The sequence below is a fragment of the Cupriavidus pinatubonensis genome (assembly GCF_019602855.1).
Lineage (GTDB): Bacteria > Pseudomonadota > Gammaproteobacteria > Burkholderiales > Burkholderiaceae > Cupriavidus > Cupriavidus pinatubonensis.
In genome coordinates, this window is record NZ_CP080768.1 from 70,784 (window position 1) to 87,386 (window position 16,603).

Annotated in this window: 17 protein-coding genes and 1 pseudogene; 2 read left to right on the forward strand and 16 right to left on the reverse strand. The window is 59.7% G+C overall.

Features of this window, described 5'->3' with window-relative positions; all coding sequences use genetic code 11:
• Nucleotides 1–73: 73 nt before the first annotated feature.
• From K2O51_RS31120 to K2O51_RS31170, 11 genes are all read right to left on the reverse strand, one after another.
• Nucleotides 74–604, reverse strand: a complete 531-nt coding sequence (locus K2O51_RS31120) for a hypothetical protein (protein WP_220631868.1) — start codon at nt 602–604, stop codon at nt 74–76.
• A 142-nt stretch (nt 605–746) separates the two neighbouring features.
• Complete coding sequence (locus K2O51_RS31125; RefSeq protein WP_220631869.1) at nt 747–1,103, reverse strand: Lar family restriction alleviation protein; 357 nt, start codon at nt 1,101–1,103, stop codon at nt 747–749.
• A 33-nt stretch (nt 1,104–1,136) separates the two neighbouring features.
• Nucleotides 1,137–1,460 (reverse strand): hypothetical protein, encoded by a 324-nt coding sequence (locus K2O51_RS31130; protein ID WP_220631870.1) that lies wholly within the window; start codon nt 1,458–1,460, stop codon nt 1,137–1,139.
• A 377-nt stretch (nt 1,461–1,837) separates the two neighbouring features.
• Nucleotides 1,838–2,332: a hypothetical protein gene (locus tag K2O51_RS31135; RefSeq protein WP_220631871.1), complete on the reverse strand. Its 495-nt coding sequence runs from the start codon at nt 2,330–2,332 to the stop codon at nt 1,838–1,840.
• Nucleotides 2,317–3,063 (reverse strand): hypothetical protein, encoded by a 747-nt coding sequence (locus K2O51_RS31140; protein WP_220631872.1) that lies wholly within the window; start codon nt 3,061–3,063, stop codon nt 2,317–2,319. The genes K2O51_RS31135 and K2O51_RS31140 overlap by 16 nt, the downstream gene beginning before the upstream one ends.
• Complete coding sequence (locus K2O51_RS31145) at nt 3,063–3,386, reverse strand: hypothetical protein (RefSeq protein ID WP_220631873.1); 324 nt, start codon at nt 3,384–3,386, stop codon at nt 3,063–3,065. The genes K2O51_RS31140 and K2O51_RS31145 overlap by 1 nt, the downstream gene beginning before the upstream one ends.
• Nucleotides 3,376–3,714 (reverse strand): hypothetical protein, encoded by a 339-nt coding sequence (locus K2O51_RS31150; RefSeq protein ID WP_220631874.1) that lies wholly within the window; start codon nt 3,712–3,714, stop codon nt 3,376–3,378. The genes K2O51_RS31145 and K2O51_RS31150 overlap by 11 nt, the downstream gene beginning before the upstream one ends.
• A gap of 281 nt (nt 3,715–3,995) precedes the next feature.
• Nucleotides 3,996–4,472: a hypothetical protein gene (locus tag K2O51_RS31155; RefSeq protein WP_220631875.1), complete on the reverse strand. Its 477-nt coding sequence runs from the start codon at nt 4,470–4,472 to the stop codon at nt 3,996–3,998.
• A gap of 114 nt (nt 4,473–4,586) precedes the next feature.
• A complete protein-coding gene (locus K2O51_RS31160; protein ID WP_220631876.1) occupies nt 4,587–4,907 on the reverse strand; it encodes a hypothetical protein in 321 nt (106 codons plus the stop codon).
• Between the two features lie 373 nt (nt 4,908–5,280).
• Entirely contained in the window at nt 5,281–5,553 is a 273-nt protein-coding gene (locus K2O51_RS31165) for a hypothetical protein (protein ID WP_220631877.1), read from the reverse strand.
• A 190-nt stretch (nt 5,554–5,743) separates the two neighbouring features.
• Nucleotides 5,744–6,208 carry a hypothetical protein gene (locus tag K2O51_RS31170; RefSeq protein ID WP_220631878.1) on the reverse strand — a complete coding sequence of 155 codons (465 nt, stop codon included), beginning with the start codon at nt 6,206–6,208 and terminating at the stop codon, nt 5,744–5,746.
• A 217-nt stretch (nt 6,209–6,425) separates the two neighbouring features.
• Between K2O51_RS31170 and K2O51_RS31175 the strand changes: the two genes are divergently transcribed.
• Nucleotides 6,426–7,106, forward strand: coding sequence for a hypothetical protein (locus K2O51_RS31175; RefSeq protein WP_220631879.1), 681 nt, complete (start codon nt 6,426–6,428; stop codon nt 7,104–7,106).
• Nucleotides 7,107–7,743: 637 nt separating this feature from the next.
• On the opposite strand, the gene K2O51_RS31180 is transcribed toward K2O51_RS31175, so the two are convergent.
• The 4 genes from K2O51_RS31180 to K2O51_RS31195 form a co-directional block, all read right to left on the reverse strand.
• Entirely contained in the window at nt 7,744–8,319 is a 576-nt protein-coding gene (locus K2O51_RS31180) for a site-2 protease family protein (protein ID WP_220631880.1), read from the reverse strand.
• Between the two features lie 294 nt (nt 8,320–8,613).
• Nucleotides 8,614–9,108, reverse strand: a complete 495-nt coding sequence (locus tag K2O51_RS31185; protein ID WP_220631881.1) for a zinc metalloprotease — start codon at nt 9,106–9,108, stop codon at nt 8,614–8,616.
• A 213-nt stretch (nt 9,109–9,321) separates the two neighbouring features.
• Complete coding sequence (locus tag K2O51_RS31190; RefSeq protein WP_245001984.1) at nt 9,322–10,380, reverse strand: CAP domain-containing protein; 1,059 nt, start codon at nt 10,378–10,380, stop codon at nt 9,322–9,324.
• A 580-nt stretch (nt 10,381–10,960) separates the two neighbouring features.
• Complete coding sequence (locus K2O51_RS31195; RefSeq protein WP_220631882.1) at nt 10,961–11,347, reverse strand: hypothetical protein; 387 nt, start codon at nt 11,345–11,347, stop codon at nt 10,961–10,963.
• A gap of 3,262 nt (nt 11,348–14,609) precedes the next feature.
• Here K2O51_RS31195 and K2O51_RS31200 point away from each other — a divergent pair.
• A pseudogene (locus K2O51_RS31200) lies at nt 14,610–15,748 on the forward strand (IS3 family transposase); the annotation flags it as partial.
• Nucleotides 15,749–15,981: 233 nt separating this feature from the next.
• On the opposite strand, the gene K2O51_RS31205 reads toward K2O51_RS31200, so the two are convergent.
• The gene (locus K2O51_RS31205) at nt 15,982–16,455 is read right to left on the reverse strand and encodes a hypothetical protein (RefSeq protein ID WP_220631883.1); all 474 of its coding nucleotides are present in this window, start codon (nt 16,453–16,455) and stop codon (nt 15,982–15,984) included.
• Nucleotides 16,456–16,603 lie beyond the last annotated feature (148 nt).

A 16,603-nucleotide genomic window follows, 5' to 3' on the forward strand; every position in this document is an offset into this window, starting at 1 on the left:
CCGGTGGGTGGCGATGGGCGGCAGGCCTTCGCCGGTGACCCGCTCCGCTCAGATTAATGTACGAAGCATGTAACTAGGCGGCCTTTCTGGCAGGGCGAACGCTCGGACTATTCTGATTAATCAAATATGCAATAGCATTCGCGCCGTCAAAGCTCGTAAGTGCTAAGATTGTGACATTTACGCCGGAAATGGTGGCTTGGATATGATACGCGGGATGATTAGTTCCCGGATGGCTTTTCTCGCTTACGTGAACTCTCCCATAGTCCATATCGGCAAATGCAATCTGCTTGCCGTCGAACCTCACGCCTTGCTGTGGGACAACATAAAACTTGTTCTCCGCACCGTTAAAAAGCATACGCCACAAGCGGTAAGGAACATACACCGCAAGTCCCAAGACAACCGGGATAAACCACGGCCCAAGGTCCAGCAATCTAGAAATTTTGTCGCCAATCCAAAAGATAACAAAAAATACACAAACAATTGGAAACGCAAGAATCTTAATCCAAATGAGTCCAACCCTCAAAGAGGGGAGCGAGACCTCAATTGTTCCGTCGCTCATCACGGTTTTCTTGTATGGCAACTTGACATCGACATTCGTTCTCATTTTTTCCATATTGGTCCCTATATACCGGCTCGAAATTGGTGTGTTGAGCGCCTACGGCCAAACACGCGGCATCCGACACCCCCCTCGTTTGGGGGAGACAGCGACCATCTTCTGACGGTGCTGCCAGTGCCATCGGCGCAGCTCATCGAAGGTCGCCCCACAGACGACCTGGCGATTCGCGATGCGCGGCATCCTCTGGTTTGGCCATGACCGCAAGCGCCTCAACCTCATAGCCATGCTCAAACTTCAGACGGCTCGCTTTCCCCGCGTCAGTGGTCGTATGCCATCCGGTGATCGTGCGGTATCGCCACGCCACCGGCTCCGCTGCGGCGCCGGCCCGCTTGTTCCAGGCAGCGATAGCCTCGGCTTCGCTGCCGAAATGGGCCTTGGCTCCCCAGAGTTGCAGGCCGCACCGGCACGATACGTGAATCGCGCTGCCCTCATAGTTCGACATGCGCGGCACAGCGCCACAGCCACACAGCCTCAGTTGCTCGTTCATGCTCCTTCCTTGCTGATGTCAAGCGCCCCCTTCTCACTGCTGCGGCGGCTTTTCGCCGGGGCCAGCGGAACGAAGCACGTAGCACTCGCCGGGGACCGTCTTGATTTCACCGGTCGGGCTCAACTCCCAGCAGGAGCCGCCTGCGCTCTTTACCCCTCCGTTCACAATCTGGATCGGAGGCCGGCTGGATTGATCACCGCCACCCATGCCGGGCGCCACCCAGGCCTCGCTATATAGAGTGACAACTGTCACCTTGGAGCCAGCTTTCCCGCTGTCCTGTTCCTGCGCGCTAGCAAGATTCGAAGCCAGAGCCAACACCGCAATCGCAACAAGCTTTCCCATCATGATTCGATTCATAGTCATTTCCCCTCGATTTCGAGTGTTTGTCTGCCATCTTCCGCATGAACGCAAGGTCAACCCGCAGGCAGTTAGCCAGTGAATTGATATGTGACGTATCACGGTGGAAGGCACGTTGCACGAGCTCCAGGGCGGCACGATCCGAAGCCACGCACGCATCAACATCGGCGTTGGTTTCAACGTTGTTCCAAGCACTCGCGCGCGATGGATGCGTGCGATCGTACTCGATGAGCGCTGCGCGGGTATTCTCACAAATGGTCATTCGTTGCCCTGTTGATTTCGTTGTTGTTCACCTACCAGGTCAGCGTACAGAGCCAGGCTGGAGCCGCGCAAGGTCGGCCAGCGGTAAAGTCTCGCTGCGGAGACCACCGGGTAGCCTACAGCCCGCCAGACATCGCCGGCCGAGCAAACCCGGCGAACTGAAACGCTCCAGCGGCCGCCGGCGCCTCCGCTTGCACCTGAACGGTCGGATGTTCGGCAACGCCGAGATCATTGCGTGCGAGCAGCTTCTCGTACTGCGTCGCCACCGCCTTCGTGCAGTGCATGTCCAGGAAAGCGCCGTAGATACTCAGCGTCATGTGCGCCGGGGTCCGGCGCCCGGTATAGAAGTAGGCGAGCTCCCGTATGTGCCGGGCAAGGTCCGGCGTGGCATCGCGCCAGTTCACCAGGTCGTAACGGCCGTGGTAGGTGGCTCCGTTCTGCCACTCCACGGAGAACTCGCACTTGTCGTACCCACCGTCGCGGGCCACCGATTCCGACCAACGTCTCAGGACCGAATCGGCTTGCGCCCACGTGGTTACCCTCTCGTTGATGCCGGCGACCGGAGCTCCCTCAATACGGGTGAGCGAAATCGAAGCTACTTGGCTGCGCATAGCACTTCCTCCTGTTCGCCGTCTTCGCCATCCGGCTCCTCGGCATAGTCGATCTCGGTAATCGCCTGGATCAGTTGACCGGCGATCTCATAGAACTGCGGGTGGTTAGCCAGCGAAGGAGCAATCTGGATGCAGGGGCTCGTTCGGTAAGCACCGTCGCTCACACACCCAACCCTGTACTGCTCCGCATCCGCCGCCGTGTTGAACGAATGGAGGTGGAGCTCGGTGCTGGTGCCACCTTCCTGGATCACGACAAAGTGCGGGCCGTCGTCGGCGGGTTTGACCTGCGCCGGCTGAACCCTGGTGAAGAACCACATTCCATAGGTACGTGCCGTAATGCCACGCACCGTGGGCAGGCCCACCAGACCTTCGCCGTCCGGGTCAAACCCCGCCTCTTTTACGGCGTTACGGAGGAACTCCAACAGGACTGCCGCCGGCACGCGACCGCGCTGACTGAGCACCTGAACATACAGACCGGCCCGGCCGTTCATGGGCGCACAGAATTCCGGGCCCTCAATAATCCTCAGTGCCGCCGACTCAATCACCGCATCCACCCCTTCCTGCAGCTTGTGGGCCAGCCACTGCCAATACCCGGATGCGGTATCTTGTTGAGCCACGGCGTCACGCCACATCGAGCGGGTGATCTGCGGGTGTTCGCCGTCGCCATCGGGGTTGTAGAGGTCATCGAGCTGCTCGGCGCTCAGGCCGGCGCCTTCCAGTTGTTTTGGCATCAAACTTTGTCCTTCTTGAATTTCGCTTTATCGGGTAAGGGGAAATACGGGAAGGCAACCCGTATCCTTTCCCACAGCGGCCCACGGCCTGCTCGTGCTTCCTCTTGGGCCTTTGGGTTTGCCGCCTGCCACGCGAGGTCGCGCTCCTGGGCAATCAAGGTGCGGACAGCGCCGGCTGACGTGTTCAACCGCTCGATCTCGGCATTGAGGCGCCGCAGATCAGCGCAAACCCTCTCGGCCGCAGCGGCGTCGCGCTCGCGCAGCGCCTCGGTCAGCCTCCACTGCATTGAGTTGGCGAGCTGGCGAATCGAGCTAGCCTGCATCGCCGCTCCTGGCTGCAATCTCCTTGGCCGCCGCCTCAGCCTCGCGCAGCTCGGCGTGCAATGCCTCGAAGGCGATCTGCGTGACGATCCTGTTGCCAAAGCGCTGCTTGCCCTCATAGGGCGTGCTGGTCGGATCGCCCACGTCCGAGATCAACCGGCCAAGCCTCCCGATCGTCGCGTAGTAGTCCTTCCCTTTGAGCGCAAACACTCGTGCTGCCAGCTCGGGCAAGCGGCGGGCCGCGCGCCGGCGCCACTTCTTCCACTCCAGGTCGGCTTTGCGCTCGGCCTGCAACTGCTCGATCTCGCTTTGTGGGCAAGTGGTTTCCATCTGCCCCTCCCCTGTCGTCGTAACTCCATGAAGATCAAGTTACCGATTCAAGGAGGACCGGCGCAAGCCAGATTTTGGGCACCGGCCGCGAGTATCTACATCGACGGCATTGCCGTGCGCGATGTCGTTTGCGACCACATGCCTACGTTGATCGTGGAGGACACTCACACGGTCACGCTGGCATGGATGCCGCAGCCGGAGCACTGGCCGGCGGCCATAAGCTCGCCAGCGGGTACGCGCTCCTGGGCGATCACTGCGGCCGGACCCCCGGCCGCAATCCTTCACCGACCTTCTTTGGTTTCCTGCAAGGGGAACCCGGCAGCGAAGTCCTGAACTTTTGCAAATGCATCTTTGCCGAGGATAGGCTCCAGCCATGTTTGGGCTTGGAGCAGGCCATACTTGCGGCGGGCGGCGAGGCGCAGTTCCGGCGTTGCGCCGATGAAGTACGGAATGAGGCTTGCCTCAGAGTCGCCGGTGTCGATATCGTGTTGCTCAATCCAGTCATCGCCCTCGCAGATTGTGCCCAGAGCAATCGCCGCTTCCTCGACTTCATCGTTGAAATAGCCTTGAGACCAGAAGGGGATGTCAATGTTGAGGATGTTGCTGGCGTCAACCGAAATCTGGTCCGAGGCGGTCAGGTCCGCAAAGCTCAGGCCTTGCCCCTCAAGGAACGCCTTGAAGGCCCCATTCACCTGATCGGCGGTGACACCATCACGAAGACTGAGCTGGCCCTTCAGGTAGCATTGATGCGACGACATAGTTTTCTCCCTTGAGTGTCGGGGTGCAAATTGGACGGATAAGCCGGTGAGTGGGCCGAGCGTGCCAGGTCAGCCGGTCAAAGGCTCATGGCTGTCCTCGGCAACGCATTTCGGTTAGTCGGCAGAAAGTTCTTTGTAAGCAGCTTGATCGGCCAACCACGGGGCGAATTCCACGGCTTTCGCCATATAGCGCCCCAGGAGTTGCTGTTGCTCTTCACGATACGCCCGCTGCAATGCTTCCAGCTCGTTCAGCACGGAACGGCCCTCTTCCACCTTTTCGGTGACGTGGCAAGCCACATAGCGGCCCTGGTAGGTAGGCACCAGTGCCGTGACCAAGGCTTGGCCGCCGACGTTCTTAAACGACAGATCGGCAGCCTCTCCGCCGAGCACAAAGGGGAATTGATCGTTGGGCCAGAAGGCGAAGGGGCGAGTCATTTTGGTGTCATCCCAAAGTTGGATGGTTCGGATTGGTTGTGCGGCGAGTGTCGGACTTGCCGATTACGATTCGACCTATCGAGGCAGCAGGAAACGACGTAAGTCTCCGGCGGGTGAACCGCCCCAAACCCGCCACCGCTGGCCGGATCACTTCTCCGTCCACGTAGGACAGTCCGTGCGCTCCGGGTTCACCGTTTCGCGCTCTCGGCCCGCACAGGCTTGATAGGCCAGTGGCAGGAGGTTGGTTGGGTAGCAACACTGATTCCGGCCTTCATCACCGTCCTCTGCCGGGTAAAACTCCAGGCTGAAGGCGCAGTCACCGCATCTCGTACTCATGTGAGTTCCTCTCTTTCCGAGTTGTCGATCGGATAGGCTAGGCGCCCGGTGTTCCAACGTCTTCGTCGCACGAGCCCACCTCACGGAACTCGATCTGTTCGATGGTGTACTGCGTGCCGTCGTCATCGACATAGATCAGTCCGCCAGCGGCAGTCCTGACACTTTTCTGCTCATTCCAGTGGACTTCTGTGTCGCCGGCGTACTGCGGCTCTCCGCTGTCATCGAAGCCGTTCAGAATGGAGACTGCTGTCAGGGCTTCCAGCGTGCCAACAATGACCGTGTTCGTGCCCTTCACATAGGCCTGCTTCATCTCTACCTCTCAAGTCGTGTTATCGGCTGGGTCGGGCGGCGCGCGTTCCGCTTCCCGTTGTTGATTAACTTAGCGAGATGCGAGGGAACGACGCAAGTTTGCGACGGGTGGACAGTCCCACCCCTGCGTTCTGGCGCAACATCAGCGGTCCATCAATGCCGCGAGCACGTCCAAGGTCACGACGACCACCCTAGCCACGGCTGGCCTCCGCATCCAAGACGGCCTCTTCAACGTCGCTATCCTGATAGATCGCCTGATCCCCAGACTCTGCGCTCTGCGTGAGTACCAGCAGCGATGTCTCGATCGTAGCCACTCGATTGCCCGCGTGGCGAGTGCGGCCCTCCCAGCGAAAATCGCCATACCGATCCACGACGAGGCGCGCGGACTCCACCTGGAACCGCGAACTCGGATCGTGCCATTCGACATGCAACCTCGGATACAGGATGGAAGCGGCGAACAGACCATTGTCCAGGCAGGCACGCTGTAGCCGCTGAACCTCACGGCGCAGTTCCCACAGGTCGCCGCGGAACGTGGCAAAGTCGGGCCGCTCTGCGTGTTCGTTCTCGCAGGACACGGCCATATGGAATGCCCTGGTGGAGCCGCTGGCGAGGTCTGATGCGGCTTGAGTGTGGGTTTGCGCTTGCTCGGTTTGCACTGTTCTCTCCGGGCGATTTGATGAGATCAGCCTACGAATTCAGGAGGGACGGACGCAAATTTGGGAGTTTGGCGGTGTCACAGAGGCAGTCACCTGGCGAGGCCCAGGATCGTTTGCGCCGTTCCGTGGTCGATGCGTAGGATCAATTGCACAAACTCAATCCGAGTGGCGATCGGTCCGGCGGGCTGTATCTCCCTCCCAAACCAGGAAGATAGCGATGGCAAACAACTACTTTGATGCAACCGGTGTATTGGTCCTGAGCAAGGTGACCCCGGTCATTACGGCTCTGTTCGGAGGCTTCAATCTTGATCCGAACATCCCTGGCAATGGTTCGGCGTACATTTCGCACATGTCGGAGAGCAATCAGCCTGATTGGGACGATATTTGCGACAAGCTGGAGGAGCTGGTCGTGGAGAAGGGCCTGTCTGTACCAGACGCGCCTTGCATTGAAGACTATCTCGCCAGCTTGGCGTCACACTTCGGTGCGGATGAGAACGAGGTAATCTGCGATCTCATCGAAAAGTTCTCCTTCAGTGGAAGCGCGGAACTCTCGGTGCTATTCGACATCGCCCTCTGCTTTGATGACGGGCACGGCCTCAAGGCCATGAAGATCGAGGGCTGCTGGCATTGCGATAAGCCGCGCCTCTTTGAGTTTGGAGGTCACGGCGACTATCGCGGCCGCCATATCCGCATGAGTAGCCAGTCCAGCACCACGCTGAACGTTGGAGAGAGCGTGGACGAAGCCCTCGAAGCAGGCGATCCAACCAAAGCCGCTGGCTGCCTGTTGAAGCAAGTGGAGGGGCTCCTGGCCGGCATCACCGATAACGAGGTTCGCGCAACCCTGCGTGGCCTGGTCGGCAGCGGTTTGATGGCGCTGGCTGCGGAAGCAACCCGGTAAGCCGGGTTTGGAACGGGAGCCGACAGGAACAAACCCCGGTCCGGCTCCCTTAGCATCCTTTACTCGCCGCCAATCGACTTGGCAGCAGTCTTCGGGATTCCAGGTGAGGCCGCGACCGGTTGGCCCTCAGCGAGGGTATGGTATTGGTGGCCCGGCAGCGCCAGTCACAAGGCCCTCGGCTGGCTCCTCCTGTCCGGTTTGCGCTGATGAGAATTTACCTGCTCGCCTAGCCCGTGGAGCGCCGGCGTGCTACCAAGAGTTCAAACCCTTCGAATCCACCTGCGGAAAGCAGATATGACTCGTTCCAGAGGCGAGTTCGAGCCTGGCACCCACGTCAACCATCGCCCGTTGCGCTGCCCTGTGATCCTCATGTCTTCGTGGAATCGGTACATGAACCTGGTGCCGAGGCCGCATTCCCCGCATACCCCAACCGCTTCCACGACGGCCACGCCCCCCAGGGGACGTGTAACCGAACCGAATAGCCGCTCATCTGGCAACACACGGTTGCATCCTCGACAGAGGAACTCCAGCTCTGTCCATCTCGCGCCATTGGCAAACTCAATTGGCAACAGCGTCGTAATGGATGGCATCGCCAGCAGCTCTTTATCGCGTGCCGTCGGCGGCGTGGTGTCGGAAGTCATTGGCCGGAATGCGGCTCGGACGAGGGCGCGGCCCGGTAGCTGAGCAGCCCACGGATTGCCGAACCATCGGAAGCGGCTCCTTCCGGGGCAGTTCCGAAGATATTGACAAGATTGAAGACCGCAAACGCCATTACCACTTCGGTACCCAACCATTCAAGGCGGGCCGGAATGAGGAGCCAGATGACAGTAGCCCCAATGATCGAGGCACCGACCCCTCCCGCGTACATCACGATTCTTTGCGGCCTCGAAATCGGCAAATATTGAAAGTCCACCCGGCCGCCGAACGGAAACTTGCAGGCGACAACCGGCACGCCACGGATTTCGCGACTGAGGACCACTGGACCAAAGCCGATCTGGAGCTTGTAAAGTGGCACGCCGTACCAGAGGCCGCAAAGGATGTGCCCGCCTTCATGGATGATGGTCTCGACGATGCCAAGCACGCCCAGCGCGAGCGCAAAAGTCAGGAACATCTCTACGTAATTCTCTGGCGTGACGTGGAGGTAGATGAAGCCACACACCAGGACGAGTCCCAAGGGCAGTTCGACGAAATATGTCCTGTACTTCTTCAACATACATTTTTCTCCAGTGTGGGCGGATTCCCTTGCTGTCCCTCGCTGATGACGGGGGCAGCTCTCGCAGTCTCTCTGTTAGCGATGGGAGATGGACGGGGAGCCCCACAAACCAGGCTAGTATTTTTATACACACTAAACCTGTGGGCTCCGGGCGACTCGTCAGCGCCCTTGCGCAGCAGCCTTTAGTTGGCGAATGGATGCGCGGGCTTGCAGCCGAGAAACGGTGATCCATGTTGCCGAGCCGTCCCGCCGGATGGCGGTTGCGAATCATGTCTTACCCCGTAGCGATTTCGGTCAGTCCTTGTAGACAACCGATGGTCGAACGACTACCCACCCATCATTCTTGAGAAACGGCAAGGGAACGCTGTTCATCAACGCGGATAGGAAATAGAGCAGCCCGCCCAAGGCGACGCCGGCTGTAAGCCACACTGGCCCAGGGAGATCGAGTCCAAAGGTAAAGCAGCTCAATGCCACGGAGACGTCCACGAAGGGGCCTGCCGCCGCCACAGCTCGCCACTGCCCGTGGCTCAATGCGGGAACATCTTCCTCCCTGAATTTGATCGCAAAGACTGACAGAAACCAGAGCCGCGATTCTCCCCGCCTTGCGAAGATCCGAAACTGCCCAGAAACGCCAAAAATCCTTGCCACGCTCCAGTGCGCTCCCTCGTGCATCAGTACAGCTACCACGGCGACGACCAGGACGAACGCTAAAGCGGCAGAGGCCTGTTGGATCGGTAGATCGGAGACGGTATTCCATACGACCTTGGCATGTTGGAGTGGATTCATCATTGCTATAGATGTTGAAAAAGAAGCGGTTAGTTGAAGTCCGCGCGATGTGCGCGATCGCATCGTGTAGCGTATGGGCGCTGTGACCTTGCAGCCCTTTTTTGTCAATTAGGCTTACGGGGATATGGCGCACTCCAGATAGGGTGGCGGCTCCAGTTGCAAGATCGTTGCAAGTGGGGGTTGTCCCCGCTTCATCCGCCGCCGCGGCGCGTTGCCTTACCGCTGGGCGATAGTGACACCTTCTGATGTGGTGAACGACCAGGAGAAGCTTACAGACTTGCCCGCGCGCGTCCCCGCAAACGTTGCGGTGTAGGTAACGCCATCCGCTAGCGGCGCGAGCGGCAAGAGGAAGGCGGCGTTGTTCCTGATGTAAGGGTCGCCGGCACCATCTGAGCCTGCCGCCTTGGCCGCCGGGGATACCAAAGTCCGCGCTGGCACCTCCGCACCATTCGGACCAACCACCTTGAATGTCCCCACGGACAGGATTTCCGCGAGCGCGCCGTTTGCGTAGACCATCAGCGGGCGACCGGGCGCTTTCAGGTCAGGTGCTGGATCAGGGGATTCCCCTTCGGCATTGAAGCCAGGCTGCACATTGATCTCCCCACCGCGCGGCACCGTGACGAACGTACCTGCGTCGAAGTGCTGACCTCCGACATATGGCACGCCGTTGGCCGCGGGGTTCTCTTGGGCGCCCGTGAGCGTGCCGAAGTCCACGACACACAAGTTCAGGCCCAGGGCGCCTCTCTCGCTGTAGCCAACACCCACGGACTCCTGGTTCCCCACCAGCCCCAGCAAGTGGTAGACGGTGTGATACCACTGATCGAAGCACCGCTGGCCGATGTCCGAATCGCTGCCGCCTTTGGCCGCCGCGACCGCCTCGCCCACCCATTGAGCCGCCGGGGCGCCAGCCCGGCGCGCGCGAAACAACGGGTTCACGTCATAGAACCCCGGCTTGTCAGCCGCCTCCTCGTGCTGCGACACACTGTTGCTACTGAGGTAGACCGCGTGCGCTTGTGCCGCGGTGTCAAGCATGGTGTCCTGGGCCAGCAATCCGACGCCGAGCTGTTCACGCAACGCGTTGACCGCCTTAAAAATGGCAAGTTGCCCCGACCCCCGCGCGTAGGTCGGCTCAGGCACGCTCATCTGCGGAGGAAGGATTACCGGGGTGAGAGGGGTTTGGGCGCCCGTGGAGATTTCACTACCTCCGGCCGCCGCGGCACCGCACCACAGTAGAGTTGCCACAGGCATCGCCATGCGAATCGCTTTCTTCTTCATTTTTGTCCAATTGCTGACCAAGGCTGAGGAGTCGCCGTGCCTGATGTAACGGAAATGCAGGCAGTGACTTGATAGGGTCAGACTACGGACTGGTCGGGGACCCCCGCAAATTTCGAGGGCATGAGCCGCAAACTGTCCCGGTGCAGCTCGGGCCTTCGGCCTGGACGTCACGAGCCAATGGTTCTGCCTGCCCCGCTATCCCGAATTGGCCTTAGGGGGCCTCACTGGCAGGCTCAACAGCAGCAATAGGCAAACACCTGCTTACAGCCCTGGCAAACCCCTCCCGTTGCGCGCTGCTCTGCTACAACCTTGCTGTCACAGGCTGCGCATCGAGAGGGCGCAAATAAGCCGCGCAACTCGCCGGGTTGCACTTCCGCCCCACAGCCACTGCATACGTGGCGCCAGGCACCCGCTACGAAGAACCCACCGCACCTGGAGCAGTGGTCGGTAGCGCCGGCGACCTGCGCTGGCTCAAATCCCTGCGACACCGGAGCTACTGAGTCGTATCGCTGCCCATACTTCTCAATGTCACCGACGCACCGTGGAGTGACGCACTGGACCTTGGCGTTATCGCTCATCGTCAAGCCCCTGCAACCAGGTGAGTCCCCTTGCCGTCTGCCAGCAGCGCATCGATGCTCGCCAGCGCCGCCGTGTACTCGCAGTCGGGGCCTGGCAAGATCCCCTCGCTCTCCTGGTAGACGTGATCCCACATAGTGCGGTCGATGAGGTCGCGCAGGCTGCGCAACTGACGGGCCATCTTCGCTTTGCGACCGGAGAACTTGGAGACAGGACCCTCATGCCCGCAGGCGTCGCAGATCACGTGGCTCCTGTCGCTCCACTCCTGATCGCCCACGATGTCGGTGCCGGTGGGCAGTAGGCGGGCAACGGACTGAATCTCAACGTTGAGGCAGTTGTCATCTCCACAGTTCGGGCACGCCATCCCGTGATTCTCGAATACGGTAGTCATCGAAAGCTCCATTGGGTTTGTGTCAGGTCGGCAGCCGCAGGATCGCGGCACCAACGCGTCAGAGGGCAGCCCGCAACCGTCGTAGGGACGCGGAAACTCGGATACTGCGCCCAGTCCGAACGACCAGCCACGCAACTGGCGCGTAGGCAGCACCCACGCAGAGCACGCCCGTCCAGGCCGGCGGCGCGACGGTGTCCGCGCAGTAACCGACAGTCGTCAGCAGGGCCACCAGGAAGGCGGCAGCAACGTGGGCTGCTCGTTCACCTTCAAATGCCACCCCCTCTCCAAGCATCTCCTTAAGCTGGCCCCCCGCGTAGGCGGCTAACGGCGCGACGATGGTTGACACGATCAGGAGCAAACTGATGAGGGTGAACGTCAGGGATGCGTAGATAGGCTGCATGGCGGACTCACGGGCGGTTAGATCGATGAACCCAGCCTACCGAACGCGAGGAGACCGTCGCAAGTATTTTGCAAACCCGCGCCGAGGCAAAGCATGTTCGGTTAAGCCGCAATACGGCATTTATCCCGGCTGCAATCGCTTTCGCGCCGAATAAATAGCTCCCAGACGGGTCCGTAAGTTGACCACCGCCGAGTATTGGAGAAGTCCTACTCAGCGACGACGCGATGCCCGGATAGGCGTTGTGAAGTCTGGGCACAGTTGAAGCCTGAGCAAGATCCGCCGCCGCGCAACCAATCCTTCGCGCTTGACCCCAGGTCCCGACAGAAAAGCAAATGGACAGCTTTGATGCAATGGACTGGCTGTGTTTGTGTCTTCCGAGCCGCGCCGCTGCCGGATATGCATAACGGCGCTTTTGACAGAGCGCTCAGGATGCAGTGCCCGCGTGGATGCTGGGCTAGATCTACGGCAAGGGATCCCAGACGAAGCGAAGTGAGGGGCCCTGTGATCGAGCCCCTACTATTGCGAATACCGCCCAGAAACGATCATCAATCGGACATTTCATCCGCGAACAAAGTTCAGAGAACGAGTGAGGCGATACCGATAGCAGTTATCACCCGGCCATACAATTTTCACTCCTTTAGTTCCCAGGTGCTTCGCCACGAGAAGCGCTCGGACTCTCAACTGGTCTTTGTCCGCCAGAACCACCAGTTCGGTGTGCGTGTATTACCTTTCCATAATATCCGCTCGCCTTTAATGGAGAATTTCCCATTTCTTCCGCGGTTGCCACCGTACCTTGACGCGATTTTCTGTTTGCCCCAAATTGACCCCGCATCAGATACAGAGAGAATCGCGTGCCTTGCTGACCGAATACCGCGACCGATGAATCCCAAAGATATCTACGCACTCGGTTATAAATAGTTCGGTAATCCTCCCCGCCTTCAATGAGCACGCGTAGCATTATCATGAATTTGTCGACATTTCCTCGATCCGACTCAATAATTCTGACCAATCGATATTTTGGCGGCGGCATTTCATTCGCCTCTGCCGGCTCCAGATCTATTTCTAACCTGGCCAGCCCTGCAGTCCAGTCTGCCTTCCTCAGTCGCTGTTTTGCAGTCCTCACCCGCAACTGGGTCATGGACTCATCGGCCCACACGGCCTGTTCCCATTCAACGGGACGGAGCCCCGAGGCAAGGCCAGCGCGCAACCATGCAGCGGTCAGTGCTCCTGGGCTGATCGTTCTTGGCGACGCCAATGCGCGCTGGTCCAGATATCGGAGGAATCGATCAAACTCTCGCTTTGAGAACGTACGCTTGCGCTGGGACTTGGATGAATAGCGCGTTGCTGTTGTTCCGGGTTTGGGCCCCTTGAAGCCATCCTTTGGGCAACCAGTTAGCAAGATCACCCTTGCCTGTATCGCGTCCTCAGCCTCGGGCATTCCCTCCAGCCAGTAGAGCACCGCAGATCTGGTCGTGTTCCATGTGGACGGTCGCATTTCAGGCGCGCGGCGCAGCAGGAGGTCTACGATCTCAAGTGGCCCGACAATACGGTGCCTGGTGGAGTCCCCCTCTTCAGCTACGATCCGCCTCCACAGCGAGTCGACCGCCTTGTGATAGCGATGCAGCATCTCATCGGAGACCCTCTGAACAGCTGGCCCGAACGCCTTGCCAGATGTGGCATTGATTGGATGCGTTCGACGGCCAGGCTTTTCGCCCGACGAATCCGCTAACCGGACACCGTTCTTCGAATCTTCTTCTGCCCCAAGCCCACCTCGTCGATGTGGCATTTGCGTCAGGACGTAAGACGGTATCGGGCCCCTCTCGGCAGGCGACCTAAAGTCGAACTGGCTGACTATGCGGATTCGCCCCGGGGGAAGCTGCGTAATAGCCCCGTCCTCCCCTGCTTCAAGCCGGTCTTCAGCGTCGGACTTGCGCTCAAACTCGTCTTCACACTTAATCATTTTTTGCCATTTCCAAATTTGACGCTTCTGCACCGTCGACTTTACTACACACGTGAGGTGAGGTGCATTGAGTGATATGACTTTAATGAGAGCTCTTTAACGACGAAGAGTGTGAGCTCTTTTAGGACAGATCTCTTCCGCCTTCCTACTCTTGGGACGGCTTACTAAGAGCGCCGATGACCAATGACATGCTTTCTATCGACGGTCGCATGAGCTATCTCCACGCCAATCCTTGCTACAACGCCCGACCAAAGTCGACGCAACGCGGACAGTAGAATAAAAAGAAATGCAAAAACTCACATAGAAAGATGCGATGTGAGGTCGATGTGAGATAGGTTTAGTTAAAGTGTGAGCTTCGCGGATGCTGAACAATCCCCGTTTTCTGCTTTGTTTCAATGACTTAGTGCGAAGACTGCGCGGTCAGCGTGCTCTTAGCATTGAACAGCGCCGGCTTAGTATTGAACAGCGCGGCCTTCGTATTGAACAGCGCCCGGTATTACTCTGGTCGTGTTCACTGCTTGATAGCCCGTGCTCGACCGACGTGATTTGGTTGGCCAGGTATCTTTCCGCATCTCGTTCGTGCAACCCCTTCAGCCGTGCGTTGCGTTGCGGCCCTACGCGCCTCTATGCCCTTCACTGCCCGTCACCGCCATTCACCGCCATTCACCGCCCGTCACCGCCCTTGAAAGGCCTTAACCGCGCTTGGAGGCGCGTGGCGGCCCTTGGACGCGTTTGGAGGCCCTTCGACGCGCCACAAAGCGCGGGTATGGCATCACCAAGAATTCGGTGCGAAGGCCCGCGCGACCGCTAAATGGCCTTGGACACGCGCTAACACGCGGAGTTGGGTGGAGGTGACCCGCTTTTTCGGACAGTGCCTATCTTGAGTAAGCAGGAGGTGCACCATGCCGAAAACGCGCCCACCGTACAGTGCGGTCTTCCGTCAGCAAATGGTTGACTTGGTCCATGCAGGTCGCCGCCCGGAGGATCTGGCCAAGGAGTTCGAACCCACGGCCCAGACGATCTACAACTGGGTTGCCCAAGCGGATCGCGATGCCGGCGTTCGTCAGGACGGCCTGACCACGGCGGAGCGCCAGGAACTCACGCGGCTGCGCCGTGAGAACCGGCAACTCAAAATGGAGAGGGAGATACTTGCAAAAGCCGCGGCCTGGTTTGCCCGGGAGACCGACACGCTGCCCGACAAGGGTTCGAGTTCATGAAGGCAAATCAGGACCGCTTTCCGCTGTCCACCATGGCGCGGCTGCTTAAGGTCTCGCGCAGCGGCTTCCATGCATGGATGGAACGACGTCCGAGCGCTCATGCCGTGAGTGACAAGCTGTTGCTCGCGCAAATCCGTGAGATTCACGCCCGCTCGCGCGGTACCTATGGGATGCCACGTGTGCATGCCACGCTGCTGCGCCAAGGTATCCACGTCGGGCGCAAGCGCGTGGCGCGTCTGATGCGTGAGGCCGGCCTGCGCGGGGCTTGCCGGCCGCGCTTCATTTGCACCACCCACCGTGCGCCAGCGGGCAGACCCGCGCCCGATCTGGTGCAGCGACACTTCTCTGCCGATGCGCCCAATCAGCTGTGGGTCGCCGATGCGACATACATTCCGACCGTTGCCGGCTTTTACTATCTGGCTGTCGTGTTGGACGTGTACAGCCGACGCATCGTAGGTTGGGCCATGGGTAGTCATCTGCGCACCGCACTGATGCTGCAAGCGCTGGACATGGCGCTGGCGCAGCGACATCCCAGTGCAGTGATTCACCACTCGGACCAGGGCTGCCAATACACGTCTGTTGCCTTCGGGCGACGTTGCCGCGAGGCTGGCGTTCAGCCTTCGATGGGCTCGGTGGGCGATGCCTACGACAACGCCATGTGCGAGTCCTTCTTCGCCACGCTCGAATGCGAGCTGCTGATGCGTTCGCGCTTCGCCACGCACGACGACGCCCGTCAGGCATTGTTCACCTGGATCGAGGGTTGGTACAACTCGCATCGCCTGCACAGCGCACTGGGATATCGGTCTCCGCAGGAGTTTGAAAAGCTGCCCGTCAATGGCATGAATCCGGCGCTACACCGGGCCTACACTGCCCCATCACAAGGAGAAGACCCATCGACATAAAATTCCAATGCGAATCTGTCCGATGAAACGGGGCAACCCCAGGGAGCAATGACGTGCGCGAGTACCTGGCATTGGGCCAATTCGCGTAAGAGTGGAGGCCGGTTGCGGTACCGGCCGGTGGAGAGAGCTGACGAGTGCCAGCTCAGCGAGCCCGCTTACAGTGCGCGTTGCCGAGGCTCGTGCTCAAGTGCTCGAGCGTCCCGTAGATCATCGTAGAATGAGGTGACGTCCTCCTTGGCTCGGGCGACCAATGAAGTGATCCGGCTCGCGGCAATAATCGGCGCGACCGTGTCGCCCGCCGCCTGCGCCTGCGCCCTCGCTAGCTGGATGGTCACCATAAGTCGGCGCTGAATGCCTTCAGACTCGGCCTGCGTCCGGTGTCCAACATAGACCAGGAGGTCCAAAGCGGTACGGCTGGTAGCCTGCAGCCCGCTGAGCAGCCATTCGCAGTCCGCGCCCCAGCTCGCCCGCCGTGGGTACTGGAGATGCGAGTCGATGGCCGCGAAGGTTTGCGAGATCTCCTCGGCGAGTCGCCCGGAGCTTGCGACGGCTGCGTTGGCCAAGCGCTGGAGGAGTTGCCTTTGCAGCTTCAGACCGGAGGTGTCGAGAGTCGTGGAAGTCGTCATCATGTAGATCACTTTACCAGCTTGAGTCGAAATATACCCGCGCCGGCGGGAGCCGTCTAACCGGCATAGCCCCGGTGCCCTGGGTTGGGAAAAAAAGATTTGCGTGGTACCCCCCCTGGTGCGGCATCATGAGATCGTGGGGTGGAAGATC

Bases quoted from the DNA above. Each gene is read 5' to 3' on its own strand.
- K2O51_RS31205 (WP_220631883.1), bottom strand. From the start codon at position 16,455: ATGATGACGACTTCCACGACTCTCGACACCTCCGGTCTGAAGCTGCAA.
- K2O51_RS31195 (WP_220631882.1), bottom strand. From the start codon at position 11,347: ATGACTACCGTATTCGAGAATCACGGGATGGCGTGCCCGAACTGTGGA.
- K2O51_RS31120 (WP_220631868.1), bottom strand. From the start codon at position 604: ATGAGAACGAATGTCGATGTCAAGTTGCCATACAAGAAAACCGTGATG.
- K2O51_RS31160 (WP_220631876.1), bottom strand. From the start codon at position 4,907: ATGACTCGCCCCTTCGCCTTCTGGCCCAACGATCAATTCCCCTTTGTG.
- K2O51_RS31145 (WP_220631873.1), bottom strand. From the start codon at position 3,386: ATGCAGGCTAGCTCGATTCGCCAGCTCGCCAACTCAATGCAGTGGAGG.
- K2O51_RS31125 (WP_220631869.1), bottom strand. From the start codon at position 1,103: ATGAACGAGCAACTGAGGCTGTGTGGCTGTGGCGCTGTGCCGCGCATG.
- K2O51_RS31150 (WP_220631874.1), bottom strand. From the start codon at position 3,714: ATGGAAACCACTTGCCCACAAAGCGAGATCGAGCAGTTGCAGGCCGAG.
- K2O51_RS31190 (WP_245001984.1), bottom strand. From the start codon at position 10,380: ATGAAGAAGAAAGCGATTCGCATGGCGATGCCTGTGGCAACTCTACTG.
- K2O51_RS31140 (WP_220631872.1), bottom strand. From the start codon at position 3,063: ATGCCAAAACAACTGGAAGGCGCCGGCCTGAGCGCCGAGCAGCTCGAT.
- K2O51_RS31135 (WP_220631871.1), bottom strand. From the start codon at position 2,332: ATGCGCAGCCAAGTAGCTTCGATTTCGCTCACCCGTATTGAGGGAGCT.
- K2O51_RS31130 (WP_220631870.1), bottom strand. From the start codon at position 1,460: ATGAATCGAATCATGATGGGAAAGCTTGTTGCGATTGCGGTGTTGGCT.
- K2O51_RS31165 (WP_220631877.1), bottom strand. From the start codon at position 5,553: ATGAAGCAGGCCTATGTGAAGGGCACGAACACGGTCATTGTTGGCACG.
- K2O51_RS31180 (WP_220631880.1), bottom strand. From the start codon at position 8,319: ATGTTGAAGAAGTACAGGACATATTTCGTCGAACTGCCCTTGGGACTC.
- K2O51_RS31175 (WP_220631879.1), top strand. From the start codon at position 6,426: ATGGCAAACAACTACTTTGATGCAACCGGTGTATTGGTCCTGAGCAAG.
- K2O51_RS31155 (WP_220631875.1), bottom strand. From the start codon at position 4,472: ATGTCGTCGCATCAATGCTACCTGAAGGGCCAGCTCAGTCTTCGTGAT.
- K2O51_RS31185 (WP_220631881.1), bottom strand. From the start codon at position 9,108: ATGATGAATCCACTCCAACATGCCAAGGTCGTATGGAATACCGTCTCC.